At 57.4% G+C, this 26,780-nt stretch carries 27 protein-coding genes; 4 read left to right on the top strand and 23 right to left on the bottom strand.

What is annotated here, in order from left to right; genetic code table 11:
- Nucleotide 1: 1 nt before the first annotated feature.
- From HII27_RS09775 to HII27_RS09750, 6 genes are all read right to left on the bottom strand, one after another.
- The gene (locus HII27_RS09775) at nucleotides 2–1,015 is read right to left on the bottom strand and encodes a fimbrial protein (RefSeq protein ID WP_185667712.1); all 1,014 of its coding nucleotides are present in this window, start codon (nucleotides 1,013–1,015) and stop codon (nucleotides 2–4) included.
- Between the two features lie 15 nt (nucleotides 1,016–1,030).
- Nucleotides 1,031–3,661 carry a fimbrial biogenesis usher protein gene (locus HII27_RS09770; protein WP_185667711.1) on the bottom strand — a complete coding sequence of 877 codons (2,631 nt, stop codon included), beginning with the start codon at nucleotides 3,659–3,661 and terminating at the stop codon, nucleotides 1,031–1,033.
- 24 nt (nucleotides 3,662–3,685) lie between these two features.
- Nucleotides 3,686–4,402, bottom strand: a complete 717-nt coding sequence (locus tag HII27_RS09765; protein ID WP_185667710.1) for a fimbria/pilus periplasmic chaperone — start codon at nucleotides 4,400–4,402, stop codon at nucleotides 3,686–3,688.
- Nucleotides 4,403–4,443: 41 nt separating this feature from the next.
- Nucleotides 4,444–4,989, bottom strand: coding sequence for a fimbrial protein (locus tag HII27_RS09760; protein ID WP_185667709.1), 546 nt, complete (start codon nucleotides 4,987–4,989; stop codon nucleotides 4,444–4,446).
- A 53-nt stretch (nucleotides 4,990–5,042) separates the two neighbouring features.
- Nucleotides 5,043–5,615 carry a fimbrial protein gene (locus HII27_RS09755; protein ID WP_396401355.1) on the bottom strand — a complete coding sequence of 191 codons (573 nt, stop codon included), beginning with the start codon at nucleotides 5,613–5,615 and terminating at the stop codon, nucleotides 5,043–5,045.
- A 629-nt stretch (nucleotides 5,616–6,244) separates the two neighbouring features.
- Entirely contained in the window at nucleotides 6,245–6,553 is a 309-nt protein-coding gene (locus HII27_RS09750) for a fimbrial protein (protein ID WP_185667707.1), read from the bottom strand.
- Nucleotides 6,554–6,963: 410 nt separating this feature from the next.
- On the opposite strand from HII27_RS09750, the gene proX reads away from it, so the two are divergent.
- Nucleotides 6,964–7,959: a glycine betaine/L-proline ABC transporter substrate-binding protein ProX gene (gene proX, locus HII27_RS09745; RefSeq protein ID WP_185667706.1), complete on the top strand. Its 996-nt coding sequence runs from the start codon at nucleotides 6,964–6,966 to the stop codon at nucleotides 7,957–7,959.
- Nucleotides 7,960–8,052: 93 nt separating this feature from the next.
- Here the strand turns inward: proX and catA are convergent, their stop codons facing one another.
- From catA to HII27_RS09675, 14 genes are all read right to left on the bottom strand, one after another.
- Nucleotides 8,053–8,979: a catechol 1,2-dioxygenase gene (catA, locus tag HII27_RS09740; RefSeq protein ID WP_185667705.1), complete on the bottom strand. Its 927-nt coding sequence runs from the start codon at nucleotides 8,977–8,979 to the stop codon at nucleotides 8,053–8,055.
- 35 nt (nucleotides 8,980–9,014) lie between these two features.
- Entirely contained in the window at nucleotides 9,015–9,293 is a 279-nt protein-coding gene (gene catC / locus HII27_RS09735; protein WP_185667704.1) for a muconolactone Delta-isomerase, read from the bottom strand.
- A 12-nt stretch (nucleotides 9,294–9,305) separates the two neighbouring features.
- Nucleotides 9,306–10,418 carry a muconate/chloromuconate family cycloisomerase gene (locus HII27_RS09730; RefSeq protein WP_185667703.1) on the bottom strand — a complete coding sequence of 371 codons (1,113 nt, stop codon included), beginning with the start codon at nucleotides 10,416–10,418 and terminating at the stop codon, nucleotides 9,306–9,308.
- Nucleotides 10,405–11,685 carry an MFS transporter gene (locus tag HII27_RS09725; RefSeq protein WP_185667776.1) on the bottom strand — a complete coding sequence of 427 codons (1,281 nt, stop codon included), beginning with the start codon at nucleotides 11,683–11,685 and terminating at the stop codon, nucleotides 10,405–10,407. The genes HII27_RS09730 and HII27_RS09725 overlap by 14 nt, the downstream gene beginning before the upstream one ends.
- An 83-nt stretch (nucleotides 11,686–11,768) precedes the next feature.
- A complete protein-coding gene (locus tag HII27_RS09720; protein ID WP_185667702.1) occupies nucleotides 11,769–12,263 on the bottom strand; it encodes a flavin reductase in 495 nt (164 codons plus the stop codon).
- 11 nt (nucleotides 12,264–12,274) lie between these two features.
- Entirely contained in the window at nucleotides 12,275–13,207 is a 933-nt protein-coding gene (locus HII27_RS09715) for a PDR/VanB family oxidoreductase (protein WP_185667701.1), read from the bottom strand.
- 10 nt (nucleotides 13,208–13,217) lie between these two features.
- A complete protein-coding gene (locus HII27_RS09710) occupies nucleotides 13,218–13,958 on the bottom strand; it encodes an SDR family NAD(P)-dependent oxidoreductase (protein ID WP_185667700.1) in 741 nt (246 codons plus the stop codon).
- Nucleotides 13,959–13,968: 10 nt separating this feature from the next.
- Nucleotides 13,969–14,451, bottom strand: coding sequence for an aromatic-ring-hydroxylating dioxygenase subunit beta (locus HII27_RS09705; protein WP_185667699.1), 483 nt, complete (start codon nucleotides 14,449–14,451; stop codon nucleotides 13,969–13,971).
- A complete protein-coding gene (locus HII27_RS09700) occupies nucleotides 14,452–15,762 on the bottom strand; it encodes an aromatic ring-hydroxylating oxygenase subunit alpha (RefSeq protein ID WP_223883185.1) in 1,311 nt (436 codons plus the stop codon). It lies immediately after the preceding gene.
- Nucleotides 15,752–16,306 (bottom strand): nuclear transport factor 2 family protein, encoded by a 555-nt coding sequence (locus HII27_RS09695; protein WP_223883184.1) that lies wholly within the window; start codon nucleotides 16,304–16,306, stop codon nucleotides 15,752–15,754. Before HII27_RS09695 ends, HII27_RS09700 begins: the two co-directional genes overlap by 11 nt.
- A gap of 8 nt (nucleotides 16,307–16,314) precedes the next feature.
- Complete coding sequence (locus tag HII27_RS09690; protein ID WP_185667698.1) at nucleotides 16,315–16,674, bottom strand: IacB protein; 360 nt, start codon at nucleotides 16,672–16,674, stop codon at nucleotides 16,315–16,317.
- 22 nt (nucleotides 16,675–16,696) lie between these two features.
- Nucleotides 16,697–17,824 carry an acyl-CoA dehydrogenase family protein gene (locus HII27_RS09685; RefSeq protein WP_185667697.1) on the bottom strand — a complete coding sequence of 376 codons (1,128 nt, stop codon included), beginning with the start codon at nucleotides 17,822–17,824 and terminating at the stop codon, nucleotides 16,697–16,699.
- Between the two features lie 100 nt (nucleotides 17,825–17,924).
- Nucleotides 17,925–19,049, bottom strand: a complete 1,125-nt coding sequence (locus HII27_RS09680; protein WP_185667696.1) for an amidase — start codon at nucleotides 19,047–19,049, stop codon at nucleotides 17,925–17,927.
- A 334-nt stretch (nucleotides 19,050–19,383) separates the two neighbouring features.
- Entirely contained in the window at nucleotides 19,384–19,845 is a 462-nt protein-coding gene (locus tag HII27_RS09675) for a MarR family winged helix-turn-helix transcriptional regulator (protein WP_185667695.1), read from the bottom strand.
- Nucleotides 19,846–20,102: 257 nt separating this feature from the next.
- Here HII27_RS09675 and hpaX point away from each other — a divergent pair, with 257 nt between their 5' ends.
- Entirely contained in the window at nucleotides 20,103–21,515 is a 1,413-nt protein-coding gene (gene hpaX, locus HII27_RS09670) for a 4-hydroxyphenylacetate permease (protein ID WP_185667694.1), read from the top strand.
- 75 nt (nucleotides 21,516–21,590) lie between these two features.
- On the opposite strand, the gene HII27_RS09665 is transcribed toward hpaX, so the two are convergent.
- Together HII27_RS09665 and HII27_RS09660 are read right to left on the bottom strand one after the other, a co-directional pair.
- Nucleotides 21,591–23,705 carry a TonB-dependent siderophore receptor gene (locus HII27_RS09665; protein ID WP_185667693.1) on the bottom strand — a complete coding sequence of 705 codons (2,115 nt, stop codon included), beginning with the start codon at nucleotides 23,703–23,705 and terminating at the stop codon, nucleotides 21,591–21,593.
- 149 nt (nucleotides 23,706–23,854) lie between these two features.
- Entirely contained in the window at nucleotides 23,855–24,109 is a 255-nt protein-coding gene (locus HII27_RS09660; protein WP_185667692.1) for a GlsB/YeaQ/YmgE family stress response membrane protein, read from the bottom strand.
- Between the two features lie 270 nt (nucleotides 24,110–24,379).
- Here HII27_RS09660 and ycgR point away from each other — a divergent pair, with 270 nt between their 5' ends.
- Nucleotides 24,380–25,111 (top strand): flagellar brake protein YcgR, encoded by a 732-nt coding sequence (gene ycgR, locus HII27_RS09655; RefSeq protein ID WP_185667691.1) that lies wholly within the window; start codon nucleotides 24,380–24,382, stop codon nucleotides 25,109–25,111.
- Here the strand turns inward: ycgR and emtA are convergent, their stop codons facing one another.
- Entirely contained in the window at nucleotides 25,112–25,723 is a 612-nt protein-coding gene (gene emtA, locus HII27_RS09650; RefSeq protein WP_185667690.1) for a membrane-bound lytic murein transglycosylase EmtA, read from the bottom strand. It abuts the gene before it with no gap.
- 93 nt (nucleotides 25,724–25,816) lie between these two features.
- Here emtA and ldcA point away from each other — a divergent pair, with 93 nt between their 5' ends.
- Nucleotides 25,817–26,731 (top strand): muramoyltetrapeptide carboxypeptidase, encoded by a 915-nt coding sequence (ldcA, locus tag HII27_RS09645; RefSeq protein WP_185667689.1) that lies wholly within the window; start codon nucleotides 25,817–25,819, stop codon nucleotides 26,729–26,731.
- The last annotated feature ends 49 nt before the right edge of the window (nucleotides 26,732–26,780 follow it).

Here is a 26,780-nt window from a genome sequence, read left to right as displayed (position 1 = left end):
CTTAGTTAAAATCGACCACGATATAGGCCTGCGCATGGAACACTCCCTGCTGCGGCTTCTTGCCGGTGGCGCTAACGGGAGCGACGGTAAACGGCACCATCGCAACGTAGTCCTGGAGTTGGAATGGGATGGTACCGGTGTTGGGCACGATCACATTGCCGAGGATATCGGTGAACTGCACCGCGATATCGCTGTTGTCGGTAGCAATCGCCGTCGGTTCATTCACGTCAGCCTGCCCCTGAAATCGGAAGCTCAGACTCGCCATTTCGCTCACGCCGCCCGAGCACTTCACCGGCACCTGTCGGCTCACCGGGGTGAAGCCCGCAGGCTTTTGTCCTTTAGTTTTGAAGTTCCCCGAGGAGAGCGTGCCGAAGTCGATGGTAATCACCTGGTTGCCGTTCACTTCGCAGCTCTGCGGCACGGTGATCGAGCCGCTAAACGAGATGGTATAAACCGGCGTGCCGAACGACCCGCCGCTGCTGCGGTTGATATAGACGTTGAAAAGGCGCGTCTGCGGAATCGTCACGTTGCCGACAAAGGGTTTGGCAATTTTTATCTGCAGCGTGATGTTGGAGTCCGACACCGGGAAGTTGCAGCCGTTGGATACGCAGCCATCCGTCCCCATTTTGGCGTAGTTGGCCGGCGCGTAAACGTCACCGGCGACCGCATCGGTCACCCGCAGCGCGCCTTCAAGGTAATCGTTGAGCTGGAGGTATTTCCAGCTACCCGAGGTCTCCACCACCGGGTAGTTCGAGACGTAGGAGCGATAGGTGTAGTTGTTTCGGTTGGAGGCCACCTTCGGGCAGTTCGCGTTCATATGAATATCACCGGAGCGTACGACCTGCGTGGTTTTTCCGGCCACGTTGGTATCTGCCGTCAGCGCGGTAGTGACATCAAAGTTTTCGTTCTGCGTCGACCCGGTGGCATTGGAACAGCTGTCCGACGAACCGGCAAACGCCGTGCTGGCCGCGCTCAACAACAGTAAACTAAATAGCATTTTTATTAATATTTTCATGAATTTTCCGCAGCGTTAATGACAGATTTCCGCCACCCGATTAAAGGTGGTCATTTGGTCGGTCGAGAGCTGGTAGGCCACCGAGCAGCGTTTGTCATCCCCTTCCCCCCACTGCACCACCAGCGTGCCGGATGGCGGCAGGCCGGAGAGATAAACCTGTCCATCATCGCCGACCAGGCTGCTCTGCTGGCTGTCGTTGACCGTCACCGTAGAACCAAACGGCACCGGTTTATTCAGATGGTTGAGGGTCATCAGCACGCGGGCGCCGATATGGGCGTTAAACTCCGCACGCACCATCGCCCCTTGCGTGGGCACCACATTGACCACCGCATCGTCGATATCGACGTTTTGCCCCATTGAGTTGGTGTCCAGCGCCACGCGGTTCTGTCGATAGGTGGTGGCATACGGCACCACCGCATAACCACGCCAGTCGGTTTTAACCCCGGTGGTGTTCTCCAGCGCCACGCCCGCCGCCCCTGGCGCTTTCACCAGAATATTGGTGTCGCCCAGCGGTTGGCTCAGGGTGACGCCGTTGCGGTGGGCCACAACGCCGCCGCTCATGCCGGAGTTACGCTGGTGATAGCCGTCGCTGTAGTTGTAACCGGCCTTCAGGTTGCCGTAAGTGCCCTGATAGCTGAGGCTGGCGTTGCCACTATCGCCGGTGCCATGGTTGCCGTAGCTCTCCTGCACGTTGTAGTTCAGGTTATTCTCTGCAAGCAGCGTGCCGTTGACCCCGGCGGTCTGTGAGGTTTTGCCGTGGCGGTCGGTACTCATGTTGTACGAGGCGTTAAGCGTGTTCGCCGCATGGTAGACGTCGGCGTTACCGCGCCCGGCGAGCCATTCGCCAATCGGCAGCGAGACGTTAAAGGCATAAACCTGGTCAGCCTCGCGCTCTCCCGGCGAGCGGTCGTAGTTCCACGTCAGGCCGAAAGAGATAGTGTTCCAGTTGCCGTTATAGCCAATCTGGATAAGCTTGTCGGTTTCATCGGTATGCCAATAACTCTGCTCGGAGCCGGTGATAAACAGCGAACCGTTGTCGCCTACCGACTGCGAAACGTTGATCTGCACTTTGCCTTTTTTGGTGTAGTAGAGGTTGTAGAAATCGGTCCACTGCGGCTTATCCTGCTTACCGTCGTGGTCATCATCCTGAAAACCGTCTTCACCGGTATAGCCGTCCATATGCTGGTAGGTGGTTTCATCAAGGGTGTAAAAACCCTGCGTCGAATAGCGATAGCCCAGCAGTTGGAAGTTGGTACCGAGCGAGTTCAGCGCTTTAGCATACAGAAAACGCACGGACTGCCCTTCATGCTGGCTACCGTCCACCAGCGTACTGTTAGCTTGGGTGATATCGGTGGATACCGCCCCAAGGTCGCCCATATTGAGCCCAATACCCAGCGCAAACGCCCGATAATCCGCCGATGCCTGACTGCCGCCGTAGGCGGTAAATCCCCTCGGCAACCCCCAGATAAGCGTCCCCTGTGCAAAGTCCACTTCGTCCTGCTGATCGTTGCCGCTGCGGTATTTCCCGGCGGTCAGCGCGTACTTGAGTCGCCCTTCACGCTGGAGCAGCGGCACCGCTGAATAGGGTACCGTGTAGCTATTTTCGCTGCCGTCCGTCTCCTGCACCGTCACCTGCAAATCGCCGCTTGATGAAGTGGGATAGAGATCCTTAATAGCAAACGCCCCCGGCGACACGTAGGTCTGGTAGATGACGTAGCCGTTCTGTTTGATGGTGACTTTGGCGTTGCTGCGGGCAATACCACGCACGGTCGGCGCAAAGCCTTTGAGGCTGTCGGGCAGCATATTGTCATCGGAGGCGATTTGCGCGCCGCGAAAGCCCAGCGAATCAAATACATCCGACGGCGTGTAGCTTTCACCTAACGTTAACTCCGACTTTAACGGGACGATCGTCCGTTCGACGTAGGTGCTGATGTGCTGCCATTCGTTCTGCGTGCTGCCTTCGCCGTGGCTGTAGTTCCAGGTGGAGTAGTCGCGCAGACGCCAGGCCCCGAGGTTCAAACCGCTTTGTAAGTTCAGGTAATAGCTGTCCTGGCTGCTGGTGCCGCCGCTGTTACTGCCGGAAAAGTCATAGTTCAGGGTCATGGCGTTAATCCCCTGATCCCACTGCTCCGGTGGAATATAGCCACGCGCGCTCTGCTTCATCCCGGCCTGTGGAATGCTGATATCGAGCTTCTGGTGTTCAAAATCAAAACGGGTGCTGCCGTCAGGAATGGCGGCAAATGGGACGCACTGGTCGGCAGGCAGCGCTTTGAGCGCCGGGAAGGCGTTCGGGTTAAGCCCCATGGCTTCAAGACGCGTCAGGGTAAAGCACGGCGATAGCCCGGTATCATCCTGACTTTTCTTATCCGCTTTAAAATCGACATCTTCGCTGGAAATAAACTGTTGGTTGAGATAAATATCAACCCGATATTTCCCCGGAGCCTGTCCATTGCTATTTTCAAAACGCGACAGGTCCGCTACCGCTGAATTATCACCGGAAAGAAACGCCGGGTTAAAATAGTTATCTGCGCAGGCCATATAGGGAATAGCGCTGAGCGCTGCCGGCAAAATAACGGTGAAGCCGTACTTTGGACAACGCAAAGCCCGTGCGATTGCCTGAGCGGCATAGCAGTTACGAAGTGTCATTATTTCGCCGACCTGTCCCGCGGGTTATTCCATAACCGCATGTTGTTTCGGCGTATTCGCGCCGTAATCATTCACCGTCTGGAAAGTGATCTCACCGTGTGCAGTTGACGGCACGGCGAGGCTGCTCTGCCCTAATGGTGGAACCATCGTGGCCGGAAGTGCGGCGGCGCCTTCAGTCAGCTCCACCAGGGTCACGTAGTACGGCGTGGGGTTTTTAATCGTCAACTGCGAGCCTGCCTGATGAAAACGCAGTTGTGCTGGCGCATCGGCTGACGGCATCGTCAGCCCTTTCGGGCGTACAAACAGTTTGATGCGGTTGAGAACGGCAATTTGTAGCGTATTTTTATTTTGTGCCTCTTTACTGGCGGCCGGAATGGCTTTCACGTTCATCCAGTAAAGACTTTCACGGTCTTTAGGCAACGACGCCTCCTGGCCGATATACATCACTCGCAGGGTATTTTCTTTTTTCGGCTTAATTACAAACAACGGCGGCGTTACCACAAAATCACTGCTCTTTTTACTGTCGGCGTTTTCCACCCATGACTGAATTAAAAATACGCCCTGGCTATCGGTATTATTGACCGACAGTGAAATCTGCTCGCTACCCTGAGGATAAATAACCCGCGTTGCGCCAAGCGCAATACCGCCATAGTCGGCCGCCTGGGCAAGCGGCGAGAATAACGGCAGGCTGGCTAACGTCAACACCGTCGCCCATAGGCCGGTTCGGGAAAAAATAGACATGAGTTACCTTTTAATTAAATACACCCGCTGCAGCGGAATAGTTACATGTAGGTCAGCGTGAACCAGGTTTGTGCATCCGCTTCGCCAGGCGAAACGTTCTCCGCAGTTGCCCGATATTTGGCGACAAAGTTCAGTACATTGGTGTCATCTTTCAGCGTGGTAAAAAGCTGCGGCGCCGTATTGGGGATAATCACATTGCCGCTGCTATCAAAGATGCCGATGCCCACATGGGCCGCACTGCCCGCTCCGCTGCTCACCGCCAGCACCGTAGGATCCTTCTCGTCGGTAACGCCGTTAAACGCCACGCCAACCTGTTGGCTGATGGCGGTGTCACACTCCTTAAGCACGATGGTAAACGGCTGCGGGCTGCCCCAGCTGCCGGTGCCGCCAAACAGGCTGGAGCGTACCTGCCCCATGTCCACCGTCTGCGCATCGCTATTGGTATCTACCGCGCAGGCCGCTTCCACCACTGCGCCGGTGAAGTGCACGTCGCCACCGGGAACGGTGACCACGTGGTGATTACCGGCCCAGGCTAGCGGCATCAGGCCGTTCAGCAACAGCGTCACACTCAATTGCGATAGCTTCATCCCGTCTCCTCTTCACAAAATTGCCGTCCGTGGCGTTAACCATCCCTGAAACGTTACTGGTAGGTAACGTTGAAGGTCGCCGTTGCGTCGACGTTACCGGCGGTCAACGTGCTTGCAGTGGTGATGTAGTCTGCAGAGAAGCTCATGACGTTATCGCCATCAATCAGGGTGGCGGCTTTGGACGCTTTACCCAGATCCAGCGCGGTGCCGTCGGTGTCATAAATCTGCACGCCGATACCCTGTGCGCCGCCCGCACCGGCCATGTTGTCCAGTACACCAGCGTTGTCTTTCGCCGCAGCACCGTTAAAGGTCACGGTTGCCTCGGTGGACACCTGGGTGTCGCAGTCGGTCAGCGTGATGCTAAACGGGGTTTTCTGGTTTGCCGCTGTGCCCGCCGCCGGGGTATCACCAAATGCCGCCAGACGTACCTGCCCCATATCAACGGTTTTGTTGACCGAGTCTTGTGCGACGGCACAGGCCGCGTTCACCACCGAGCCGGTAAAGTGAACGGAACCACCGGATACGGTATCTGGGCCGGTCGCATCGCTGGAGCCGCCCATCGCCATTGCCGAACCACCCACCATCATTAATGCCAGTGTCAGTCCTTTAACCGCTAAATTTTTCATTTTCATTGCCTTTGGGTTGTCAAAATTAATATTTCCCTGATGTTTAAGACAAAATAGGGGAACGTTCCCATTTAATAAATTAAATAGTCTGCAAAGTTATTATTGAACTGGGCAATTTTTCTCGCAGCAATCGCTATAAATAATATTTTGTCGTCAGATCGTCCGAACCTGATGGCGGCGATTATCCACAATAGGACTATTGGTTTACAACGCCGTTTTTTTCCGATAGTGGACAGTTATTTTTCGAAGAATGAGTGCTTCACTTGAAAGCAATGATATAACCGATTGTTTAAAATGGACATTAACACCACTGCACTATGTTAATTTTGTGTATTAATACCACATAGGGAGTATTTCACCAGGAGGGTTAAATAGCATTTCAGCGGTAGATAATATTTATTATATTTATAGTGGAAAACACACCAAATCATGACTAAATAAGCGTAAATAAACATGCACTTTTCATTTATAAAAATGTCAGCAGGTTCTTCATCGCAAAAGATATTTTTACTTGACGGTGGCTTACTAATTTAGTCAGGTACTATCTCTGATGGACAAAAAGATGACCATCAGAGATGCGTAGCGCGCCTCTGCTTCGGATGGGAGGAAAGGCGATGATGAGATATCACTTAAAAATAGCTAATGGTTACTTCCCGCAGTTCTGGGTGAGCTGATAACGTTCTCTGACTCACCGTGCCATAGGTCTGCATAATCGGTGCATTTCCCGCGGCAGGAAGGGTGATCTGATGGAGCTGGTTTTTTCCATCGCGATAGCAGTTCACCTGCATGATTTGTGCCTGGGGAACCACATTACAGCCGCCTTCAACAATCTTGCCGACAAAGTGAATTTTACCTGAGGAAGTACCCGTTTGCGCCAAAAGCGGGGATGATAAGGTTAAGGCGGCAAGCGCCAGGCAGACTACATGAATGGTTTTCATCTTCAGACCTCACATCCTGTGAGCAACGATCGGTATCGCGAGTGCCTCGCCATACCTCCTTCTACGGCCTGATTCGCCAGCGTACCAGCGGAAAAGGTTAGTCTACTGACTCTAGCGTCAGTGACGTTTTTCAGGCATCCCTCATTCTTCGTATTCACCGCTTATTTCAGCCGAATCCGCGATCGTCATCAGATTATTTTTAAGATTAACCTTAGCCCAAAAAGGCAATAAAACGGCCGTTCTGCGGATATTACGCATTGCCAGCCCGGACCAATATGTTAGGGTAAAGTTATTAATGTTAATTTTATGGAGAATATAACCGTCTCACCTGCCTTTATTTCCACCTTTTATCCAAGCGGGAATAACCTGTCATTTCTGGCTTAACACGCGAAAATAATAAGGTCATGATTATGCAAACCACCACAAAAAGCGTCCTTACGCTGGCAGCACTCTTTACCTCATCTACCCTTTTTGCCGCCGACCTGCCCGGTAAGGGCGTGACCGTGCACCCGGTGCAAAGCCCCCTACCGGAAGAGACGTTTCAAACTGAGATTATCAACCGCGCGCTGACGCAGCTCGGCTATACCGTCGCGCCTATCGAAGAGGTGGAGTACAACGTCGCCTACACCTCTATTGCCGCCGGGGATGCCACCTACATGGCGGTAAACTGGATGCCGCTGCAGCAGGATATGTACCACGCCAGCGGTGGTGATAAAAAGTTCTACCGTCAGGGCACCTATATTAGCGGCGCAGCGCAAGGCTATTTGATCGATAAAAAAACCGCTGATAAATACCATATTACCGATATTTCACAGCTGAAAGACCCTAAGCTCGCGCAGCTATTTGATGCCAACGGTGACGGCAAAGCGGATTTAGCGGGCTGTAACCCCGGCTGGGTGTGCGGGTCGGTGATTGATACCCAAATTAAAGCCTACGGACTTGATAAGACGGTGACGCAAAATCAGGGCAACTATTCGGCGATTATTGCCGACACCCTCTCCCGCTATAAGGCTGGCAAACCGGTGCTCTACTGGACCTGGACGCCTTACTGGGTAAGCGACGAGCTCAAACCCGGCAAAGATGTGGTGTGGCTGACCGTGCCGTTCTCGGCGAATCCGGGCACGCTTAAGGATTTGAATACCGAATTGCCGAACGGCAAGAATTACGGCTTTGCGGTAAACAACGAGTACATCGTTGCCAATAAAGAATGGGCGGCGAAGAACCCGGCGGCGGCGAAGCTGTTTGCGGTGGCGAAACTGCCGCTGGCGGACGTGAACGCCCAGAACCAGCTGATGCATACCGGGAAATCAACGCCGGAGGATATTCAGAGCCACGTCGACGGGTGGATTAAGGCTCACCAGCAGACGTTTGATGGCTGGATAAAAGAGGCGCTGGCGGCGAAGTAAGACGCAGTCCCGGGGTCGCATTCGCTCGCCCGGGCTACGAACGATTGTAGCCCGGCCAAGCGCAGCGCCGCCGGGGCGGCACCGCGCCTCAAATCACTCCATCACCCGCGCACGCTTAATGCGGCTCTCTTCGCTGGTCTCAGCGGACGCCACCAGCGCAAAGTTAAAGCTCACTTCGGTATGTGGCTGGTTGATTTTACGTTCCTGAGAAAGCGCTTCATCGGTGATTTTCACCGGGTCGGCAATCAGCTCTTCGCGGGTGGCGAAGGCAAAGTCGTCCCACAGGTAAGCATCGCCGTTGAGGTTGATTTGCGTGGTCAGATGCTTATAACCCGGCGCGGACACAAAGAAGTGCACGTGGGCAGGACGATTACCGTGACGGCCTAACTGATCCAGCAGTTTCTGGGTTGGGCCATCCGGCGGGCAGCCATAGCCGCAAGGCACAATGCTCTGCACCGCGTAGCGCCCGTCAGCGCCGGTTTCCACACGGCGGCGCAGGTGGTATTCGCTCTGCGACTGGTCGAAGAACGAATAGCCACCCAGCGTGTTGGCATGCCAGATATCGACAATCGCGCCCGCCACCGGGTTACCTTCAAGGTCGGTCACCTGCCCGTGCAGCCACATCGGCTCGCCCTGCTCGCTGCCGTCGTCCATGCGGGCAAACTGCTTGCTCAGCGGTGCGCCCGCGACGTACAGCGGCCCTTCGATGGTGCGCGGCGTGCCCACATCGTTACCGGCGGCGGCCTCTTTTTCATCGGCGCGCATATCCAGATAGTGCTCCAGCCCTAACCCAGCCGCCAGCAGCGCCGCTTCTTTGCGCTCGCCCAGTTCGTTCAGGTAGTTCACCGCCAGCCAGAACTCTTCGTCGGTGATATCAAATTTGCGGATAGTCTGGCACAGGTCGCTCAGCACCTGATGCATGATCGCCTTAAAGCGCTCATTGCCCTGCTCGGCGTTCAGGCCGCTGCTGATGGCCAGTAAGGATTCCAGTTCGGTCTGTTTTGCGGGATTAACGGACATTGCGTATTCCTCTTCGTAGGGTAAGGTTTGTTGTTTTAATCAATGGCCGACGGGTGTCGGCATAACGGCTGCACGCTGATCTCCATATAGGGATAGAGCGGCAGCGCGGTTAAGAGCTCGTGAAGCTGCTGGTTATCGGCCACATCAAAAATACTGACGTTGGCGTACAGCCCGGCGACGCGCCAGATATGCAGCCATTTCCCTTCGCGCTGAAGCTGCTGGGAGTAGGCTTTCTCTTTGGCCTTGATCTCGTCGGCCTCGGCTTTCGGCAGCGTCGGCGGGATATTGACGGTCATTTCAACTTTGAACAGCATTGGGATGTCCTTTTAGTGGCGGGCGTAATAACGCAGTTTGTCGAGGTCAATCTCCACGCCCAGCCCCGGCCCCTGCGGCAGCACAACCTGCCCCTGGCGGAAGTCGAGCGGGGTAACCACGATGTCATCTTTCAGCAGCAGCGGGCCGAACATCTCGGTGCCCCACTGCATCCGTACGGTGGACCAGGCGTGAAGCGAGGCTACCGTGCCGAGCGAGCCTTCCAGCATGGTGCCGCCGTACAGCGCCACGCCCGCCGCCTGAGCGACGTGCGCCAGCTTCAGGGCCTGCGCCGGGCCACCTGCTTTGGCAATCTTCAGCGCATAGGCGCCGCTAAAGCCGCCGTGCGCCAGCGCGTAGCCGTCATGGCTGGTTGCCACCGCTTCATCAGCGAGAATGGGGACCTCAAAGCGCTGGCTCAGGGCAATCAGCCCCTGCCGATCCCATAGCGGGGTTGGCTGCTCAACGAGATCGATACCGCCCTCCTGCAACTGACTCATGCCTTTCACCGCGGTGGTGAAATCCCACGCCTGGTTAACGTCAACTCGAACGCTGACCTCCGGCCCCAGCGCCGCTTTAATCGCCAGCGCGTGGCGAATATCGGTTTTTAGCTCCCGGGCACCAATTTTCAGCTTGAAGGTGTCGTGCAGCCCTTCCGCCAGCAGCCGTTTGCCTTCGTCGATGTCTTTATCGGTGTCGCCGCTTGCCAGCGTCCACAGCACCGGCAGACGGTCGGTTATCGCCCCGCCAAGCAGCGCGCTCACCGGCAGCCCCAGCAGCTTGCCCTGGGCATCCAGGAATGCGGTTTCCAGCGCCGATTTGGCAAAAGTGTTCCCCTTCACGCTGGCGTTCATTTTGTCGGCCAGTGCCGCCACACCGCTGAAGGTCTGGCCGCACAGCAGCGGCGACAGGTAGGTTTCAATGGCCGACCTGATGGCTTCCGGGCTTTCCGCGCCGTAGCTCAGCCCGCCGATAGTAGTGGCCTCCCCCCAGCCGACCACGCCCTGGGCGCACTGCATGCGCACGATGGTCAGGGTCTGACAGCCCATGGTGGCCATCGACAGCTTGTGTGGGCGAATGGTGGGGATATCCACCAGCCAGCAGGTCAGTGATTCAATCGTTAACATCCGTTGCTCCAGCCTTTGTAGAGTGTGTTGGGTTTGACGGCAGGCTTCGCAGGGCAATCCACGCCAGCAGCGCATAGCCGATCAACAGTAAGGAAACCGGCCAGGAGGCATCGAACGCCATCAGCAGCGCCACCGCCAGCATCGGGCCGAGGCCGCCGGAGAAGATCGATCCCACTTCGTGGCCCAGCGCCAGCCCGGAATAGCGCACCCGCACCGGGAAGAGATCGCTCATGATGCACGGCTGGGTGCCGATCATCGCGCCGTGGCACACCGGCAGGCCGAGGAACATTGCCAGCATTACCGCGCCGTAGTTGCCGGTGGAGAGCAGCCAGAAGAACGGGAACGCCATCACCAGCAGGCCAATCACACCGATGTAGTAAACGGGTTTCAGGCCAATCTTGTCCGACAGCGCGCCCCAGAAGAGGATCGAGAAGAATTCAATCAGCATCGCCAGCGTCACCGCGCTGATGATCTCCCCGGTGCCGATGCCAATGTGCTTGGCGTAGACCACCGAGAAGGTGAAGAAAATATAGGACGCCCCGTTTTCCGGCAGCCGCAGCGCAATCGCCTGCAGCAGCGCTTTCGGGTGCTCACGCACCAGCACCAGCAGCGGGATCTTTTCGTGCTTGTCTTCCGGCTTCGCCTGGGTGAAGGCTTTGCTCTCGCGAATGTTTTTGCGGATATAGACGCCCACCAGGAAGATGACGATGCTCAGCAAGAACGGCACGCGCCAGCCCCAGCTCAGAAAATCGCGCTCTGGCAGCTGTTGGACGAGGTAAAAAGCGAAGGCCGAGAGTACAAATCCACCGGAGACGCCCATCTGGCTCCACGCGGTATAGAAACCGCGACGGGCCGCCGGGGCATTTTCGCTCAGCATCAGTACGCCACCGCCCCACTCGCCGCCGGAAGCCACGCCCTGTAAGAGACGCAGGATGATCAGCGACAGCGGTGCCCAAATGCCTATCTGCGCATAGGTCGGCAGCAGGCCGATAATAAAGGTCGTCGCCCCCATCAGCGTCAGGGTCATAATAAGCGTCATCTTGCGGCTATAGCGGTCGCCGATATGGCCGAACAGAATGCCGCCGAGCGGGCGCGCCAGAAAGCCGACCGCAAAGCCGGAAAACGCCAGCAGCGTGCCCTGCAGCGGGTCGCCGCCGACCGGGAAGAACAGCGGGCCAAACACCAGCGCCGCAGCGGTGCCGTAGAGAAAGAAGTCATACCATTCCAGCGCATTACCCAGTACCGACGCGATCACCAGCTTGCGCATCTGCTGCGCGTCCTGGCGGACGATTGTTGATGTGACGGCAGTTTCAGAAACGACATTGCTCATCCGGCATTCCCCTTTTGTCTTTAGGCTTCCACGTCGCAGCCAACCGTGTGGTAGCGGCGGTTGAAATAGACCAGCCCGCGCGGCTGCTCGCTGATGCGAATCGCCTGCACCCGGCAGTAAAAGACCGAGTGGCTGCCCACTTCGTGGCAGTCATCAATCAGGCAGTCAAAGCTCGCTACCGCCGAACTGAGTACCGGTGCACCGCTGGCCATCACCTGCCAGCTGTCGTGACAGAAACGCTCTTCGGAGCGCAGGCTGGCGTTGGCAAAAATGCCGGACAGCGTCTGGTGGTCGCTCGACAGCACGTTGACGCACAGCGCGCCGTTTTGTTTGAAGTGCGCGTGGGCAAAAGAGTTGCGGTTCATGCACACCAGCAGCGTCGGCGGCTGGTCGGTCACGCTACAGACGGCAGAGGCGGTAAAGCCAAATTTGCCCGCCGGGCCGTCGGTGGTGATCACCGATACCGCGCTACCCAACTGCGCCATGGCGTTACGAAACTCGGTTTGCAGAGTCATAGAGAAGATCCTCAAAGATCGATTATCAGACGGGCGCTTTTCGCCCGGGAGCAACACAGCAGGATCTGATCGCCATCGGCCTTCTCTTCGTCGGTCAGATAGTGGTCACGATGATCCGGCTCACCTTCCAGCACGTCGGTCAGGCAACTGCCGCAGATCCCCTGTTTGCAGGAGACGCAGACCTTCAGCCCCGCCAGCGCCAGCGCTTCAACGATGGTCTGGTTTGCCGCCACCTGAACGGTGATGCCGCTGGCGGCTGCCACCACTTCAAACGGCTGGCCACCGGTGTCCACCTCGGCGCTAAAGCACTCCTGGTGGATCTGCTCCGGCGCATAGCCCTGCGCGGTGGCCTGCTCGCTCACCGCATCCATCAGCCGCGTCGGGCCGCAGACGTAGACATGGGTGCCAGCAGGCACGTCGCACAGCACTGCATCAATGTTGATTCGCTGTTCATCGCTGAAGTGCAGATGCACCTGCGGGGCGTAAGACGACGCCGTCAACTGGGCGACAAACGCGGCCTGGGCGCGGCTTCGCGCACAGTAATGCAGGCTGAAAGAACGCCCGGCCGCCAGCAGCTCCGCTGCCATCGCCAGCATCGGCGTAATACCGATACCGCCGCCAATAAGCAGGCTGTGGCTGGCCTTTTCATCCAGCGCAAACAGGTTGCGCGGTTCGCTGACCTGAATCTCATCGCCTTCCTGTAGCCGGTGAACGGCAAGTGAGCCGCCTTTGGACTGGCTGTCTTTCAGCACGCCAAGCTGGTAGTGATGGCGCTCGCACGGATCGCCGCACAGCGAGTACGGTCGCACCAGATCGTCGCCCAGATGCAAGTCGATATGCGCCCCGGCGGTGAACGCGGGCAGCGCCGCACCGTCAGCCTGAGCCAGCGTCAGCAGCACCACCTCGCCCTGCAACTCGCGGCGGATAACCTGTAATGTCAGCATTGATGCCTCCTTAACGCATAAACAGCCCGCCGTTAATGTCCCAGGTGGCCCCGGTGACAAACGACGAGGTTTGGGAAGCCAGCAGCGCGACGGCCTGTGCGACAAACGCCGCGTCGCCAAGCTCACCTACCGGGATCATCTGTAGCAGGCCGGGCATCTTCTCTTCCGGCACCAGCGCGTGCACCGTCGGCAGGTCCATCGGCCCCGGAGCGATGGCGTTAACCGTCACGCCGGATTTCGCCAGCTCACGGGCAAAGACTTTAGTCAGCGTCAGAATGCCGCCTTTTGACGCCGCATAGTGCGCCCCGGAGGCGGTGCCGCCGTTCTGCCCGGCGAGCGACGCCAGATTGATGATGCGGCCATAGCCGCGGCGGGCAAAATAGCGCCCCATCGTCTGACAGCCGACAAAGGTGCCGCGCAGGTTGGTGGAAATCACCTGGTCAAACTCTTCGGCGCTAATCTCCATCACCGGGGTGGCGAGCGTCAGCGCGGCGTTATTGACCAGCACCTGCAGGCTGCCAAAGCGTTCGATGGTCGCCGTCAGCGCCTGGTCGAAGGCTTCCGGCTGGCGAATATCCAGCCCCAGTGCCAACACCTTGCCTTCGCCGTTATCCAGCTTTGCCGCCGCATCGGCGGCACGGGCAGCGTCAACGTCGGTCAGCACCACCTGAAAGCCCTCGGCCAGCAGGTGGGCGGCAATCACGTTGCCGAGGCCAGAGGCGGCCCCGGTGACTAATACGGTTTGCGTCATAAATGGTTCCTTACAGGATGTAGCCGATGCTGTGCAGCACATCGTCGCTGTTGACCAGGCGAATCACCTTTTGGGTTATGCGCCAACCGCTTTCCTGTGGGCGCAGGTGCCAGGTAATGTCGGCGGCGTAGTGGCGACTGTGGCCCTTGCGGTGCTCCCACAGCGACTGCGCGCCGCGCACCACCACTTCGTTTTCGCTGGCTTCCAGCAGGCGGAAGCGCGACAGCGTGCGCAGCGTTCTGGCGCGCGGGGTGGTGGAAATAGACTCGCCGCTATAAAGACGCTTCACGCGCTTGGCGCGCATCTCGTGATCGTCACAGGCGTAGTTGAGCGTGTTTTTAAAGTCGGTTTCGGTCGGGTCGATCGGCACCACGTACAGGCCGTCGTGCTGCCAGAGCTCCAGCCAGGCATCAAATTCGCCCTGATCCAGCAGGTCGCCTTCGAGGTTGATAACCGCGATGGCGTTAAACAGTACAGATTCAGCGGTCGTCATTTATTCCATCTCCGTCATCAGTTTTTTCCACTGCTGGTAGGCCGCGCGCATGCCGGTTTCGGCGCTGACGTCGCTGCGCAGGCCGTCGTCGGTGCGGTATTCCCCGGCCAGGCCGCGGTTGAGCATGATCCACAGGTCGTCCCCGGCGGTGGCCCCGCGCTGGACGCGCTCCCACGCTTCCGAGTCATCCGGCGTGCCGAAGCCCATCGGCCCCTGGAAGTGTTCGTGCAGACGCAGACGCGCCTGGTTAGCGATTTCCGGGCCGCCATCCATGGTGATCACCGCGTGGTGAATTTCGGTTTCGTTCACCGACACCGGCTGCAAGACGCGGAAGAAGGCCATCGAGCAGGCAATATTCGGGAAGATATTGAGGTTGAAGCCGGAGCCACCGACCGCGCGGACGATACGCCGCACCTGAACTTCGTCGTGATCCGCTCGCAGTGCGTCGGCAAGATCGGTAAAGCGCTCGGGGATCGGCGCATCAAGATTGGCTTCCAGATCTACCAGTTCCGGGATCATCACCATCACGCTATGGCCGTTGCCGAGATCTTCGACATAGCCGCTGCCGTCAACAAAGTTGAGCATCTCTTCGGTCTGCTTATCGACCGAGCTTAAGAACGAGCGGTGCACCACCGGGAAGTGGTAGCCGTCGGTGGTGTTTTCGAGCTGGATTTTCCAGTTGCCGGGGAAGCGGAAACGGTGTGCCGGGCCGGTTTTGATCGGGTAGCCCGCGCCCTGCTTCATAAACAGATCCATCCACTTTTTCGCCGCACCGAGGAAATCCTCCAGCGGTTCAATATGATCGTTAAAGGTGGCGAAGATCATGCCCGCATACTGTTCGGTGCGCAGGGAGACCAGCCCCAGTTCGCCCTTGTCTAACTGGTCGGCATAGCTTTCCGGGTGCGGCACGCCGCGCAGGCTGCCGTCGAGCGCGTAGCCCCAGCCGTGGTATGGGCAGACAAAGCTGTTGGTTTTGCCGCTGCGGTGTTCGCAAACGGTAGCCGCGCGGTGGCGGCAGCGGTTTAGCAGCGTGTGGACGGTGCCTTTACGGCCCCGCACCACAATCACCGGCTGGGTGCCGATTTCAGTGGTTTTAAAGCTGCCGGTTTCCGGGATTTCGCTGGCGTGCGCTACCCAAACCCAGGTTTTGCCGAACACGCGGTCCAGCTCCAGATTGAACAGCGCTTCGGAGGTGTACAGCGAGGTGTGTACACGGTCGTGCTGTACCAGCGAGGCAATCTCTTCGCGGCTCGGCGCGTTCGGCATCGTGGTATCGATATTCTTCACATTAATCAGGTGATCACACTGCATGTCCATTCTCCTGCACGTCTTCGACGGTCTGATTTTGGTCCGGCACCGGGAGGGTATCCTCGGCGTGCCAGTGGCTTACGGGTCGGCTAAACAGGTTGCGGGTGGAGAAATGGTGCATCACCATCTCCCCCGCTTCGCGCCGGAAAGTGACGTTTAATTCGGCGGCATTGAGGTGCGCGCCGCCCGCGCTGAACGCCGAGGTTTGCAGCATCAGCCAGCGGCCTTCAATCTCTCCGCCTGCTGCCATCGTCAGCGCCTCTGAGCAGAGAAAGTGCGCGTTCATGGCGAAGTGCGCGGGCTGGCGGACGTAGCCCGCCATCATCGCGATAATCGCCGCGCGTCCCTGATGACGCCCCAGGCGCGTAGCGTAGGGTTCGCCCACGCCTTCCCAACAAGCATCGACGGAGAACAGTGCGCCAATGGCCTGCACCGTATCGAGTGAATCCAGCCTGTCGCACAGGTGCATGTAGTTGCTGATGCACACCCGCGCGGCCTGCTGGTCTTCGAGCTGCTGGAGACGCAGCGCATCCTGAGAGGTCATCATCTGCTCCCTTAGCCCTGGATAATCAGCTCGCGACCAACGCGGGCTTCGATTTTGCAGTACTTCCACAGCTTGCTGCCGCTGTCGCCGACCGGGGTGGTACGGAACAGGTTGCAGACCGCCGCGACGTTTTCCAGCGCCTGCGCGTCTGCCAGCACGTAGGTGGTCCACGGTGCGGTGGTAGACGGGCCGACCATCAGTTGGTCATCGTCCATGTTGCCGATAACCGTGATCCCCGGGTTCTCTTCCATCCCTTTCATCATCACGCCAAAGGCGGCCCATACCTGTTTAGCTTCAGCCGCGCTGGCATCGAAAAAATTCTGGTTCACGCCGATGCAAAACAGCACGCGCAGTTTGGTTGATTGGCTCATTGGTTGCTCCTTAGGTTAAAAATCACAGGTAACCGGGCATCGGTTTACCGCCGAAAAAGACCGTACCGGCATTGAGGTACGAGAGGTCGCCCATAAAGGCATGTTGGGTAATCACCATCGTGTCGCGGACGTAGCGCTGCAGCGGGCTGGTCATGGTGACGCCGCCCATGCCGTTCAGCGCCAGCGCCTGGCGTGCCACCTCAGCGGCGACGCGGGTCACGTGGGTTGAGGAAAGTCGTAAGGCGTTGATCTGCGCGCACTCCGCGTCATCGCCTCTGAGCAGCTGCTGCCAGACGTCGTCGATGGCGTCATAGAACCAGGCGCGGGCGGAACGCAGGTCAGCCTCGCAGCGGGCAATTTGCATCTGCGCCTGCGGGCGGTCGGCCAGGCGCGGCGCGCCGGTGACCGACTGCTGACGATGGGCAATGGCGTAGATTTCGTTGAGCGCCGCGCGGGCCACGCCGAGCGCCACGACCGAAAGCACCTGGGTCGCCAGAGAGAGCACCGGATAGCGGTACAACGGCCCTTCGAGGTTCAACGCGCCGCCGCGAATAAAGGTCCACTCCTGCGGCACAAAAACGTCATCCACCAGCAGGTCGTGGCTACCGGTTCCAGCAAGGCCGACGGTGTCCCATACCGGGTCAATCTGCACGCTGGCGCGAGGCAATACCGCCATGCGCGGCAGCGCCTGGTCGCCATCGGGCTGAATGCCTACCCCCAGCACCGACGCCCCCATGCTGCCGCTGGCAAAGCTCCAGCGCCCGCTGACCCGGTAGCCGCCATCAGCCTGACGTGCTTTTTGCGTCGGGAAAATCCCGCCCGCAAAGACCACGTCCGGGCCATCGCGATAAAGATCTTTTAAGGTTTCTACCGGCAGCGCGCCGAGGTAGAACGGGCTCATACCGAAGCTGGCCACCCAGCCTGCGGAACCGTCCGCGGTGGCAATCTGCTCAATCAGTTCGCAAAACTGTGCCGGGGTGCACTCGTCGCCACCGTAGATTTTCGGCACCAGCGCGCGATAGACGCCCGCCTGTTTAAAACCGGTAATGATGTCGTCAGAAATATGGCGTTGATGCTCAAAATCAGTGCTGCGTGCGCTCACTTCACTCAGCAGCGGAACCAGCGATTCACGGACCTGGACGGTAGACATAGCTTTCTCCAGAAATTGATAGGCAGCCGTTCGCCGGGCGAACGAGGCCGCAATGAGTCGAACTCACTGAGTCATCAGGGAAAAGGTAAAGCGAGTAAGGTTAGCGGCGCGTTCGGACCGTGAGCCACTCGGCGGCCTGCACCAGCAGCCCTTCAGCCCCTTTACGGGCCACCAATTGCAGCGCAATCGGTCGACCATCAAGCGTGCCTGCAGGCAGCGTGAGCGCCGGGTGTCCGCTGAGGTTAAACGGCCTCACCAGCCGGGTCAGGTTGACCACGCTGAGCGGATCGTTCGCTTCGGTAAGCGTTGGTGGCAGTTCCGGCAAGGTGGCCAGCGCCAGCAGCGGCGTGTCGGCAAGTAGCGCGTCAACGTCATCGCTAAAGCGGCGGCGCACCAGCTCGGCCTGGGACAGCGCTTCGGCGGTGACCGAGCCTCCGGCGCGAATGCGGGTGGCAACGTCCTGGGAGACGGACTCCTCCATCAGCAGCGGGCTAAAGGCCTGCCAGTTTTCATGGCTGATAATGGCGACGCCCGCGAGATGGGCATCAACAAGCGTTGGCAGTTCGCCCTGCGCTGGCTGCACGCCCGCTTCGGCAAGGAAGCGCAACAGCGCGGCATCGATTTCCGGCAGCGCCGCCGGGATAAAGGTGATGGCTGGCAGCGCGTCCAGCGGGGATTCGACGGCAATGTGCAGGCGGTTCAGCGCCTGGCGAAGGGTATGTGCATCGCGGGTAAACAGACCGACGCTGTCCAGCGAGCTGGCGGCAGGTATCACGCCCTGACGGCTCAGCACGCCGTAGCCCGGTTTCAGGCCAAGGATCCCGCAGCAGGCCGCTGGCATGCGTACCGATCCGCCGGTGTCGGTGCCGAGGGAAAAATCGACCTCGCCCGCCGCCACCACGGCAGCCGAGCCGCTGGAGGAGCCGCCGGGAATCAGCGACGGAAAGCGCGGATTGACCGGCGTGCCGCTCCAGGGATTAATGCCGGTGACGCCAAACGCCAGTTCGTGCAGCGTGGTTTTCCCCGCCAGAACGCAGGCGTTAGCCAGCAGAGTGGCGACGACGCTTGCATGCTGGGCGGCAACCGGCGTATCAGCCAGCGCCGGACAACCCGCCTGGGTGCGGAAACCCGCCACGTCCAGCGTGTCTTTGACGGCAAAACTCAGGTCGCCCTCACCGAGGGTGAACCGTTCGATAAACCCATTGCTCTCACAAACTGGCCGCATGATTAACACCTTAACCAGAAAAAATGAATCACATTCAGGCACGCAGTCGATGCTGCTTTTTTGCCCTGTCCGATAGTTAATCACTATGGAATATTTAGATGAAAATTCAAGTAAATTTTCACGTTAAATTTACCATGATATAACAATTCATTAACCTTTTAATGAGCATGGTTATTCATGCAGCCTGATGAATTACATAGCAAATTTCGGCATAAGGGAGGGCGTGGCCGCTGGAGTAGCCTCCAGCGGCGGTCGTCATAAAAGGGTTTATTTACAGCGAGTTATGATATTTTTCTACACCAGTCACAATTTTGTCATTGTGCCGTGCGGCGGGCTACAGTTCGTTAAGATTATCCAGCACTTTTGACAGCGTCAGGTTCATTTTCTCTACCTGGCTGGCGCTGATTCCCTTAAAGCCTTTATCGAAAATCTTGCCCACCAGCGGCATGGCTTCCGCCACTTTCTGCTGGCCGGTTTCTGTCAGCATCACCACCGTCACGCGGGCGTCGTGGACGCTGTTGGCAGTCGTGACCAGCCCATCGTCGCGCAGGCGGCCAACGATTTTAGTTACCGTCGGCATTTTCGCCAGTGCGTATTCGGAGATTTGCGAAATGCTCGCTTCGCCGTACTGGTGGGTGATCATCAGTACGCGAAAACGGGAGACGTCCAGGCCAATCTTTTTCAGGGCGACCTCTACGGTTTGGGTGTAACGCGCATAGACGTTAACAATCCAGTAGAACGGAAACTCTTCACGATGAAAGACGGCGTCTTCCGATACTTTTTTTATATGACCCATGCGTTTCCTTACCCCAAAAAACTTCAGATTTTATGATTATACGCTTTGTCTTTCCGCCCGTCCTGACCCCTTTTGGCCGCAAACCACAATGACGCGTCAATGAAAGCGATGCAGATCTCATTATGATTCACAAATGCCACACACATAACAATTACGTATCATTTTATGCACAGAAAATTGACATCTTCAGCGGCTATTTTCTATACGTTAGCAGCCTGCACGGCACCCATACTAATAATCACAATGTGGAGCTTTTCATGAACGATAGCCCTTCTCTGGGACACAAACGCGACGGGGAGCTTGCCACTCCGCCCCCGGCGCAGCAGCCGCTGAACCCGCGTCAGCAGGCGGTTATCAATAAGCTTTTCCGTCGTTTAATTGTGTTTTTATTCGTGCTGTTTGTCTTTTCTTACCTCGACCGCATTAACATCGGCTTTGCCGGCCTGACCATGGGCAAAGACCTGGGACTCACCAGCACCATGTTTGGTCTGGCGACGACCCTGTTTTACGTGATGTACGTGGTGTGCGGTATTCCCAGCAACGTGATGCTGACCATCGTTGGCGCCCGCCGCTGGATTGCCGTCCTGATGATTGTCTGGGGCATCGCCTCCACCGCAACGCTTTTCGCCACCGGGCCAAATAGCCTGTATGCGCTGCGTATGCTGGTTGGGATCGCCGAAGCGGGCTTCCTGCCCGGCCTGCTCTACTACTTAACCTACAGGTTCCCGGCGCATTATCGCGCCCGTGCTAACGCCCTGTTTATGATTGCCATGCCGGTGACGATGGCGCTGGGGTCGCTGGCCTCGGGCTATATTCTCAACATGGACGGCATGTTGAATCTCAAGGGTTGGCAGTGGTTGTTCTTGCTAGAAGGCTTCCCGTCGGTGCTGCTCGGTCTGGTGGTCTGGTTCTGGCTTGATGATAGCCCGTCGAAGGCGAAATGGCTGACCGACGACGATAAAGCCTGCCTCGAAGAGATGATGGAGGCCGACCGCCAGAGCGCGCTGCAAACGCAAAACGCGATTCAGGCCGCGTCGGTGGGGCAAAAGAGCGTCATGCGCGAACTGATGACGCCCACCATCATGCTCTACACGCTGGCCTACTTCTGCCTGACCAACACGCTCAGCGCCCTGAGCGTCTGGACGCCGCTGATTCTGCGCAGCTTTAACGCCGAAAGCAGTAACGTCACCATCGGCCTGCTTAGCGCCATTCCTCAGGTTTGTACCATTGTCGGGATGGTCTGGTGGAGCAAGCGCTCTGACCGCCATAACGAACGTAAACTGCATACCCTGCTGCCGTATCTGTTCGCCGCCGCAGGCTGGGTGCTGACCGCCACCAGCCCTTATCCGCCGCTGCAGTTTACCGGTATTGTGATGGCGTCGATGGGGGCATTTGCCGCGATGGTGATTTTCTGGACCACGCCTGACAGAGCGCTGTCGCTGCGCGCCCGTGCGCTGGGTATTGCGGTGATTAACGGCACCGGGATGACCGGCGCGGCGCTGGGGCCACTGCTGATGGGGCTGATGAAGGATGTGACCGGCAGCTTTAACGCGGGGATCTATATGGTCGCCGGGTTCCTGGTGCTGGGCGCGGTGATTATCGCGTTTATTCCGATGAAAGCGACGCTGCGACAGTCCGATGCGGTCGGTGCCGCCCCGGAGTCGGCGTAAACGCCTCGTCCGGGCTACCAGAGAACATCACGTAGCCCGGCCGAGCGAAGCGACGCCGGGACAGGCTCGTCCAGGTCAGAAGGTGTAGCTCGCCCCTACCTGCACCGTCCGGTCACGACCAATCCAGCAGTTGGTGCTGTCATAGCAGGTCAACGTCTCTTTGTTGGTCAGGTTTTGCGCGCTGGCCTTGAGCATCAGCCCTGCCAGGCTGCTGTCCACCGCCGACATATCGTAAGACACCGACATATCATACTGCGTGGTGCCACCCAGCTTGCCCCCGGTGTTATCCGGTGCAATCTCCATCGGCCCGGTGTAGCGCAACCCGGCCCCTATCGTCAGCCCGCGTACCGCGCGCTGATCGAAGGTGTAGTCACCCCACAGGTTAAAGGCGTTTTCCGGTACCTGCGTCGGACGTTTACCCTGATAGGTTTCATCTTCGGTGTTAATGGCGTGCGTGTAGGCGTAGTTGGCGATCAGGTTGACGTTATCCGTTGGCCGGCTAACCGCCGACAGCTCTGCCCCTTTCGACTCAATCTCCCCCGTCTGATGGTAGTTCCAGCTCGGATCGAGGCTCAGCACGTTTTTCTGCTTGATGTTAAACACCGAGGCGGTGAAGGTGGTCGCATATTCGGCCAGCAGATACTTCACGCCCCCCTCGACCTGCTTACTGGTGGTGGGTTTCACCTGATCGGCCGTCAGGTTACGTGCCGGTGATACCGGCTTAAACCCTTCTGAATAGCTGATGAACGGCGAAATTCCGTTATCAAAGGCGTACAGCGCCCCCAGACGTTTCGTTACCCTATCCTGAGAAATCCACGTTTTCTGGTTGTCGTTCAGGTAATCGGTGGTGGCCGACTGGTATTGGTCATAGCGCAGGCTGGCGAGCAGGTTCAGGCCGCCAAACTCAACCTGATCCTGAAGGTAGTACCCTTTCTGGCTGTAGGAGAGACGGTTTTTCTGTTCCGTATACAGCCCCAGCGCATCTTCATTGACCAGACCGAAATCTGGATTCCGCATATCAATACCCGGCGTCGTAGCGGCAGGCGCATAGCGATAGTGGTAGTGCGAGTTCAGCTTCTGGTAGTCAAACCCAGCCAATAGATGGTGCTGCCAGTCACCAAAGGCGAAGGTGCGCGTCACCTGGTTATCGATGTTGAAGCTATGCAGGTCTTCATCGGTGGTATAGGCGAAACGCTCTAATTCGTAAACAGGATGGCCCGCGTACCCCGTCGAGTAGATGCTATTCTGGTGGGTATCGATATCAAAATAGCGCGCTTTTTGCGCAATGCCCCAACCACTATCAAACTCATGCTCAAAGCTGTAGCCCACCATCCACTGGCGCTGCGTAAATTTGTTCCATTTATCGCCAGCATAATCGCGCTTGTCGGCATAGGTTGAGCGCAAATAAGAGAGCGGCAGCGGGTTGGACGGCGTTAAGCTCGGGGTATTTTGCGCCAACGCGTCAATGGTCAGCCGGGTTCTATCGCTCGGTTGCCAGGTGACGCTCGGTGCGACCAGATAATCTTCCGTGCGGGTGGTGTGCGGCTGATCGTCGCCCTCCATCGCTTTACCCAGCAGGCGGTAGCTCCAGTCACTATCGGCAATACGCCCGGTAGAGTCGAGATACCCCTCTTTCAGATTACGGGTGCCCGTATTAAAGCCGACCTCAGTGCGAGGCGTAGTCTGCGGTTTTTTGCCCTGAATATTCACCAGCCCGCCCGGTGAGCCGTTGCCATACAGTACGGAGGATGGCCCTTTGAGAATATCCACGCTCTCAATCAGCAGTGGGTCAATACGCGCTTTGGTATTGCCGGTGACGTTATAAGGCAACTGCAGGCCGTTATAGAACTCGTTATCCACGGTAAAGCCGCGGATTTTGTATTCGCTCATGTAGGTGGTGCTACCGCGAGATTCCGTCGATACGCCCGGTGCATAGCGCAGAATTTCGTTAATCGACGTCGCGTGCCGCTCGCTGATTTCATGCTGGCTAATAGTGTTGATCACCTGCGGCGTTTTGCTCTCTGCCACCGCAGATTTAGTGGCGCTGTTGGTCCAGGCCGGAAGTTCACTACTCTCGCCTGAGCCAGTAACGACCATCGTGGTTTCATTTTTATCAGCCCAGGCTGACGTGGAAAGTGCAACGGCAATCATCCCTGACAGCGTACAACGACGAAAAACGGTTCTTTTCATTTTATAGGTGAACTCAATCATAACAAAGAACGATAATTATTATCATTTGTGTTTATAGTTCAATATAAAAATGAAGACAACGACGAAATGGGGGGAACGCGAGGGATTAAACGAAGAACGGCCCCTTGCGGGGCCGTTGAGAGACATGATTATTCGCGGCGAATCAGGCGGAAAACCCCCAGCACAACGATGGCGCCGACGACGGCAACCAGGAAGCTGTGCAGGTTAAAACCGGTGACGCTGCCGCCGAGGCCAAACGTGGTTGCTAACCAGCCGCCCACCACCGCACCAACTATCCCCAGGATGCAGGTGAGGATAAATCCGCCCCCATCACGCCCCGGCATAATCAGTTTGGCAATAACACCGGCAATCAGACCAAAAATAATCCAGGTAATAATACCCATTTTTCCCACCTCTTCAGTTCCATTAAACAGCCATAAAAGCGCCGACATTCTGCGCCGCTAATACTTCAAGTATAGGTAATTGTTCTTAAAAAACCTGGCAAGGCGATGATATTTTATACGGATAAATACGAATATTGACGTAAGCACTGTCTTAAGTGCTTTGAGCAGCCAAAAGCTGCGAAGATGTTAATTTTTTTCATTTGGGTGCTGAAGTTATATTTTTGTAAGCCGATAAAAGATAAAGCCTCTGCCATTCAGGAGCCATTCCAGGTGAGTGAGCACAACACACAGTTTCTTAAGCAAAACCCATTAGCCGTTTTAAACGTGCTGCGCGATCTTCAGCAGGCTAACGCCGCGCTGCGCGTCAGCTGGTCGTCCCGCCAGTTTATTAGTCGTATTCTTGATGTCAGCCAGCAGCGTCTGGTTATCGATTTCGGCAGCCGCGAAGAGGACAACGTGGCGGCCCGCTCGGCCAAAAACATTACCATTGTTGCCGAAACCAACGGCGCGAAAATAGAGTTTACGGTGCCGCAAATGCAGGTGGAGGATTATCAAAGTCTGCCCGCCTTCGTCATGCCTACCCCGCCGACAGTCTGGTTTATTCAGCGTCGCGAGTTTTTCCGCATTCCCGCGCCGCTGCACCCACCCTATTTCGGCAAGGCCACGCTGCCGGATAAAAGCACGCTGCGCTTTCGGCTGTTCGATCTGTCGCTTGGCGGCATGGGCGCACTGCTGGATGCACCGCCGCCTGACGGCCTGATTCCGGGAATGGAGCTCAAAGAGATCGAGCTGGATATGGCGCAGTGGGGGCGTTTTCGTTTTGATGCGCAGCTGCTGGCTATCAGCGAACGCAAGGTGGTGGACAGCAAGAATGAAACTATCGTCACGCCGCGCTTAAGCTTCCGTTTCCTGCATATGAATCCGGGGCTTGAGCGCTCGCTCCAGCGCATTATCTTTTCGCTGGAGCGTGAAGCGCGCGAACGGGCGAATAACGTCCGTTAATTACATCGCATCCATCGCTTTCTGCACCTTCCAGATATAGCGCGGGGCCTGCGGTGCCGGGTGGTTCTTCACCACGTGGTCGAAGAATTCGTCCTTATCCAGGTCGTTAATTTTCGCAATGGCCTTTTTACGGTCCGATGAGAAGGTGCGCAGCAGCGCACCTGCACCGTTGGCATACGATACCACCAGCGCGTACTGCATCACTTCCGGGTCGGTGATCCCGGCAAGCGAACCGTGTTCCAGAATGCTCAGATAAGCGGCGCCCATCGAGATATTACGTTCCGGGTTTTTCAGCTCGCTGGTTGACGGCTGCCCGCTCCAGCCCATGTAGCGGTAGACGTCCAGACCCGAGGTGGAGGCTTTCAGCTGCATCAGACCCACGGCGTTCGATTTACTGACAAGCGACGGGTTACCGCCGGACTCTACGGCGATAATCGCGGTTATCAGGCGCGGGCTTACGCCCCAGGCCGCACCGGCTTTTTCACTGATAGGCATCCACTGCATTGCTCGTTTCACCGGCACTTCGGGATTCCAAGGCGGGTTACGGTAATCCGATTTAGAACTGCACCCTGCAAGTAATACAATTAAAAAAGCAAACCATCTCAATTTCACGCATCTATCCTTTTAGCTGAACTGTGCCGCCGTTAATGACAACCATGGGCTCAGGCGGCATGATACTCGTTTCACTATCAGCAAGGAAATGCCATGTCTCAGTTTCATCTCGTCGCCCCTTCCGGTTATTGCATCAATCAGTCTGCCGCACAGTGCGGGGTTAAGCGATTAGAAGAGGCCGGGCATCAGGTGGAAAATCAGCAGGTTATCACCCGCCGTGACCGCCGTTTTGCCGGGGTGGAGGCTGAGCGCCTGCACGATATCAACGCGCTGGCGACCCTTAAGGGCAAGAACCGTATCGTCATGCCGGTGCGCGGCGGCTATGGCGCGAGCCGCCTGCTGGACAGCATTGACTGGCAGGCGCTGGTTGCCCGTCAACAGCAGGATCCGCTGCTGATCTGCGGCCACAGCGATTTCACCGCCATTCAGTTTGGTCTGCTGGCCGCTGGCAACGTCATCACCTTTAGCGGCCCGATGCTGGCGGGAAACTTCGGTGCACAGACGCTGAACGACTTTACCGAGCAGCACTTCTGGAAGGCGCTGCGCCAGCCGAGCTATAGCGTGGAATGGCAGGGAGATGGCCCCGACTGCGAAACCGCGGGCACGCTCTGGGGCGGCAACCTGGCGATGATCGCCTCGCTTATCGGCACGCCGTGGATGCCAGAAATTCGCGACGGTATTCTGGTCCTTGAGGATATTAATGAACACCCGTTCCGCGTTGAACGTATGCTGTTACAGCTGCTGTACGCTGGGATCCTGCCACGCCAGCGCGCGATTGTGCTGGGCAGCTTTACCGGTGCGAACCCGAATGATTACGACGCCGGGTACTCACTTGAGTCGATGTACGACTATCTACGTTCACGGCTGTCGATTCCGGTCATCAGCGGTCTCGACTTTGGTCACGAACAGCGGACGGTGACGCTGGCGCTCGGCGCGCAGGCGCAACTTTGTCACTCGGCGGGGCAATCCCGGCTCATCATCACCGGACATCCGGTAATAGCTGAATAAAAAACAATAATCACCCTTTATTAATCCACTGTTCACGCCGCAATTATGG

This window comes from Kluyvera sichuanensis (assembly GCF_014218705.1).
Taxonomy (GTDB): Bacteria; Pseudomonadota; Gammaproteobacteria; order Enterobacterales; family Enterobacteriaceae; genus Kluyvera; species Kluyvera sichuanensis.
The sequence above is the reverse complement of the archived record's forward strand: the minus strand, read 5'-3'. Positions and strand labels throughout refer to the sequence as shown.

Bases quoted from the DNA above. Each gene is read 5' to 3' on its own strand.
- HII27_RS09710 (WP_185667700.1), bottom strand. From the start codon at position 13,958: ATGACGCAAACCGTATTAGTCACCGGGGCCGCCTCTGGCCTCGGCAAC.
- HII27_RS09700 (WP_223883185.1), bottom strand. From the start codon at position 15,762: ATGCAGTGTGATCACCTGATTAATGTGAAGAATATCGATACCACGATG.
- catA (WP_185667705.1), bottom strand. From the start codon at position 8,979: ATGTCCGTTAATCCCGCAAAACAGACCGAACTGGAATCCTTACTGGCC.
- HII27_RS09760 (WP_185667709.1), bottom strand. From the start codon at position 4,989: ATGAAGCTATCGCAATTGAGTGTGACGCTGTTGCTGAACGGCCTGATG.
- HII27_RS09685 (WP_185667697.1), bottom strand. From the start codon at position 17,824: ATGTCTACCGTCCAGGTCCGTGAATCGCTGGTTCCGCTGCTGAGTGAA.
- hpaX (WP_185667694.1), top strand. From the start codon at position 20,103: ATGAACGATAGCCCTTCTCTGGGACACAAACGCGACGGGGAGCTTGCC.
- HII27_RS09675 (WP_185667695.1), bottom strand. From the start codon at position 19,845: ATGGGTCATATAAAAAAAGTATCGGAAGACGCCGTCTTTCATCGTGAA.
- catC (WP_185667704.1), bottom strand. From the start codon at position 9,293: ATGCTGTTCAAAGTTGAAATGACCGTCAATATCCCGCCGACGCTGCCG.
- HII27_RS09775 (WP_185667712.1), bottom strand. From the start codon at position 1,015: ATGAAAATATTAATAAAAATGCTATTTAGTTTACTGTTGTTGAGCGCG.
- HII27_RS09750 (WP_185667707.1), bottom strand. From the start codon at position 6,553: ATGAAAACCATTCATGTAGTCTGCCTGGCGCTTGCCGCCTTAACCTTA.
- proX (WP_185667706.1), top strand. From the start codon at position 6,964: ATGCAAACCACCACAAAAAGCGTCCTTACGCTGGCAGCACTCTTTACC.
- HII27_RS09690 (WP_185667698.1), bottom strand. From the start codon at position 16,674: ATGAGCCAATCAACCAAACTGCGCGTGCTGTTTTGCATCGGCGTGAAC.
- HII27_RS09680 (WP_185667696.1), bottom strand. From the start codon at position 19,049: ATGCGGCCAGTTTGTGAGAGCAATGGGTTTATCGAACGGTTCACCCTC.
- HII27_RS09705 (WP_185667699.1), bottom strand. From the start codon at position 14,451: ATGACGACCGCTGAATCTGTACTGTTTAACGCCATCGCGGTTATCAAC.
- HII27_RS09665 (WP_185667693.1), bottom strand. From the start codon at position 23,705: ATGAAAAGAACCGTTTTTCGTCGTTGTACGCTGTCAGGGATGATTGCC.
- HII27_RS09755 (WP_396401355.1), bottom strand. From the start codon at position 5,615: ATGAAAAATTTAGCGGTTAAAGGACTGACACTGGCATTAATGATGGTG.
- HII27_RS09725 (WP_185667776.1), bottom strand. From the start codon at position 11,685: ATGCGCAAGCTGGTGATCGCGTCGGTACTGGGTAATGCGCTGGAATGG.
- HII27_RS09715 (WP_185667701.1), bottom strand. From the start codon at position 13,207: ATGCTGACATTACAGGTTATCCGCCGCGAGTTGCAGGGCGAGGTGGTG.
- HII27_RS09720 (WP_185667702.1), bottom strand. From the start codon at position 12,263: ATGACTCTGCAAACCGAGTTTCGTAACGCCATGGCGCAGTTGGGTAGC.
- HII27_RS09765 (WP_185667710.1), bottom strand. From the start codon at position 4,402: ATGTCTATTTTTTCCCGAACCGGCCTATGGGCGACGGTGTTGACGTTA.
- HII27_RS09730 (WP_185667703.1), bottom strand. From the start codon at position 10,418: ATGTTAACGATTGAATCACTGACCTGCTGGCTGGTGGATATCCCCACC.
- HII27_RS09770 (WP_185667711.1), bottom strand. From the start codon at position 3,661: ATGACACTTCGTAACTGCTATGCCGCTCAGGCAATCGCACGGGCTTTG.
- HII27_RS09695 (WP_223883184.1), bottom strand. From the start codon at position 16,306: ATGATGACCTCTCAGGATGCGCTGCGTCTCCAGCAGCTCGAAGACCAG.
- ldcA (WP_185667689.1), top strand. From the start codon at position 25,817: ATGTCTCAGTTTCATCTCGTCGCCCCTTCCGGTTATTGCATCAATCAG.
- HII27_RS09660 (WP_185667692.1), bottom strand. From the start codon at position 24,109: ATGGGTATTATTACCTGGATTATTTTTGGTCTGATTGCCGGTGTTATT.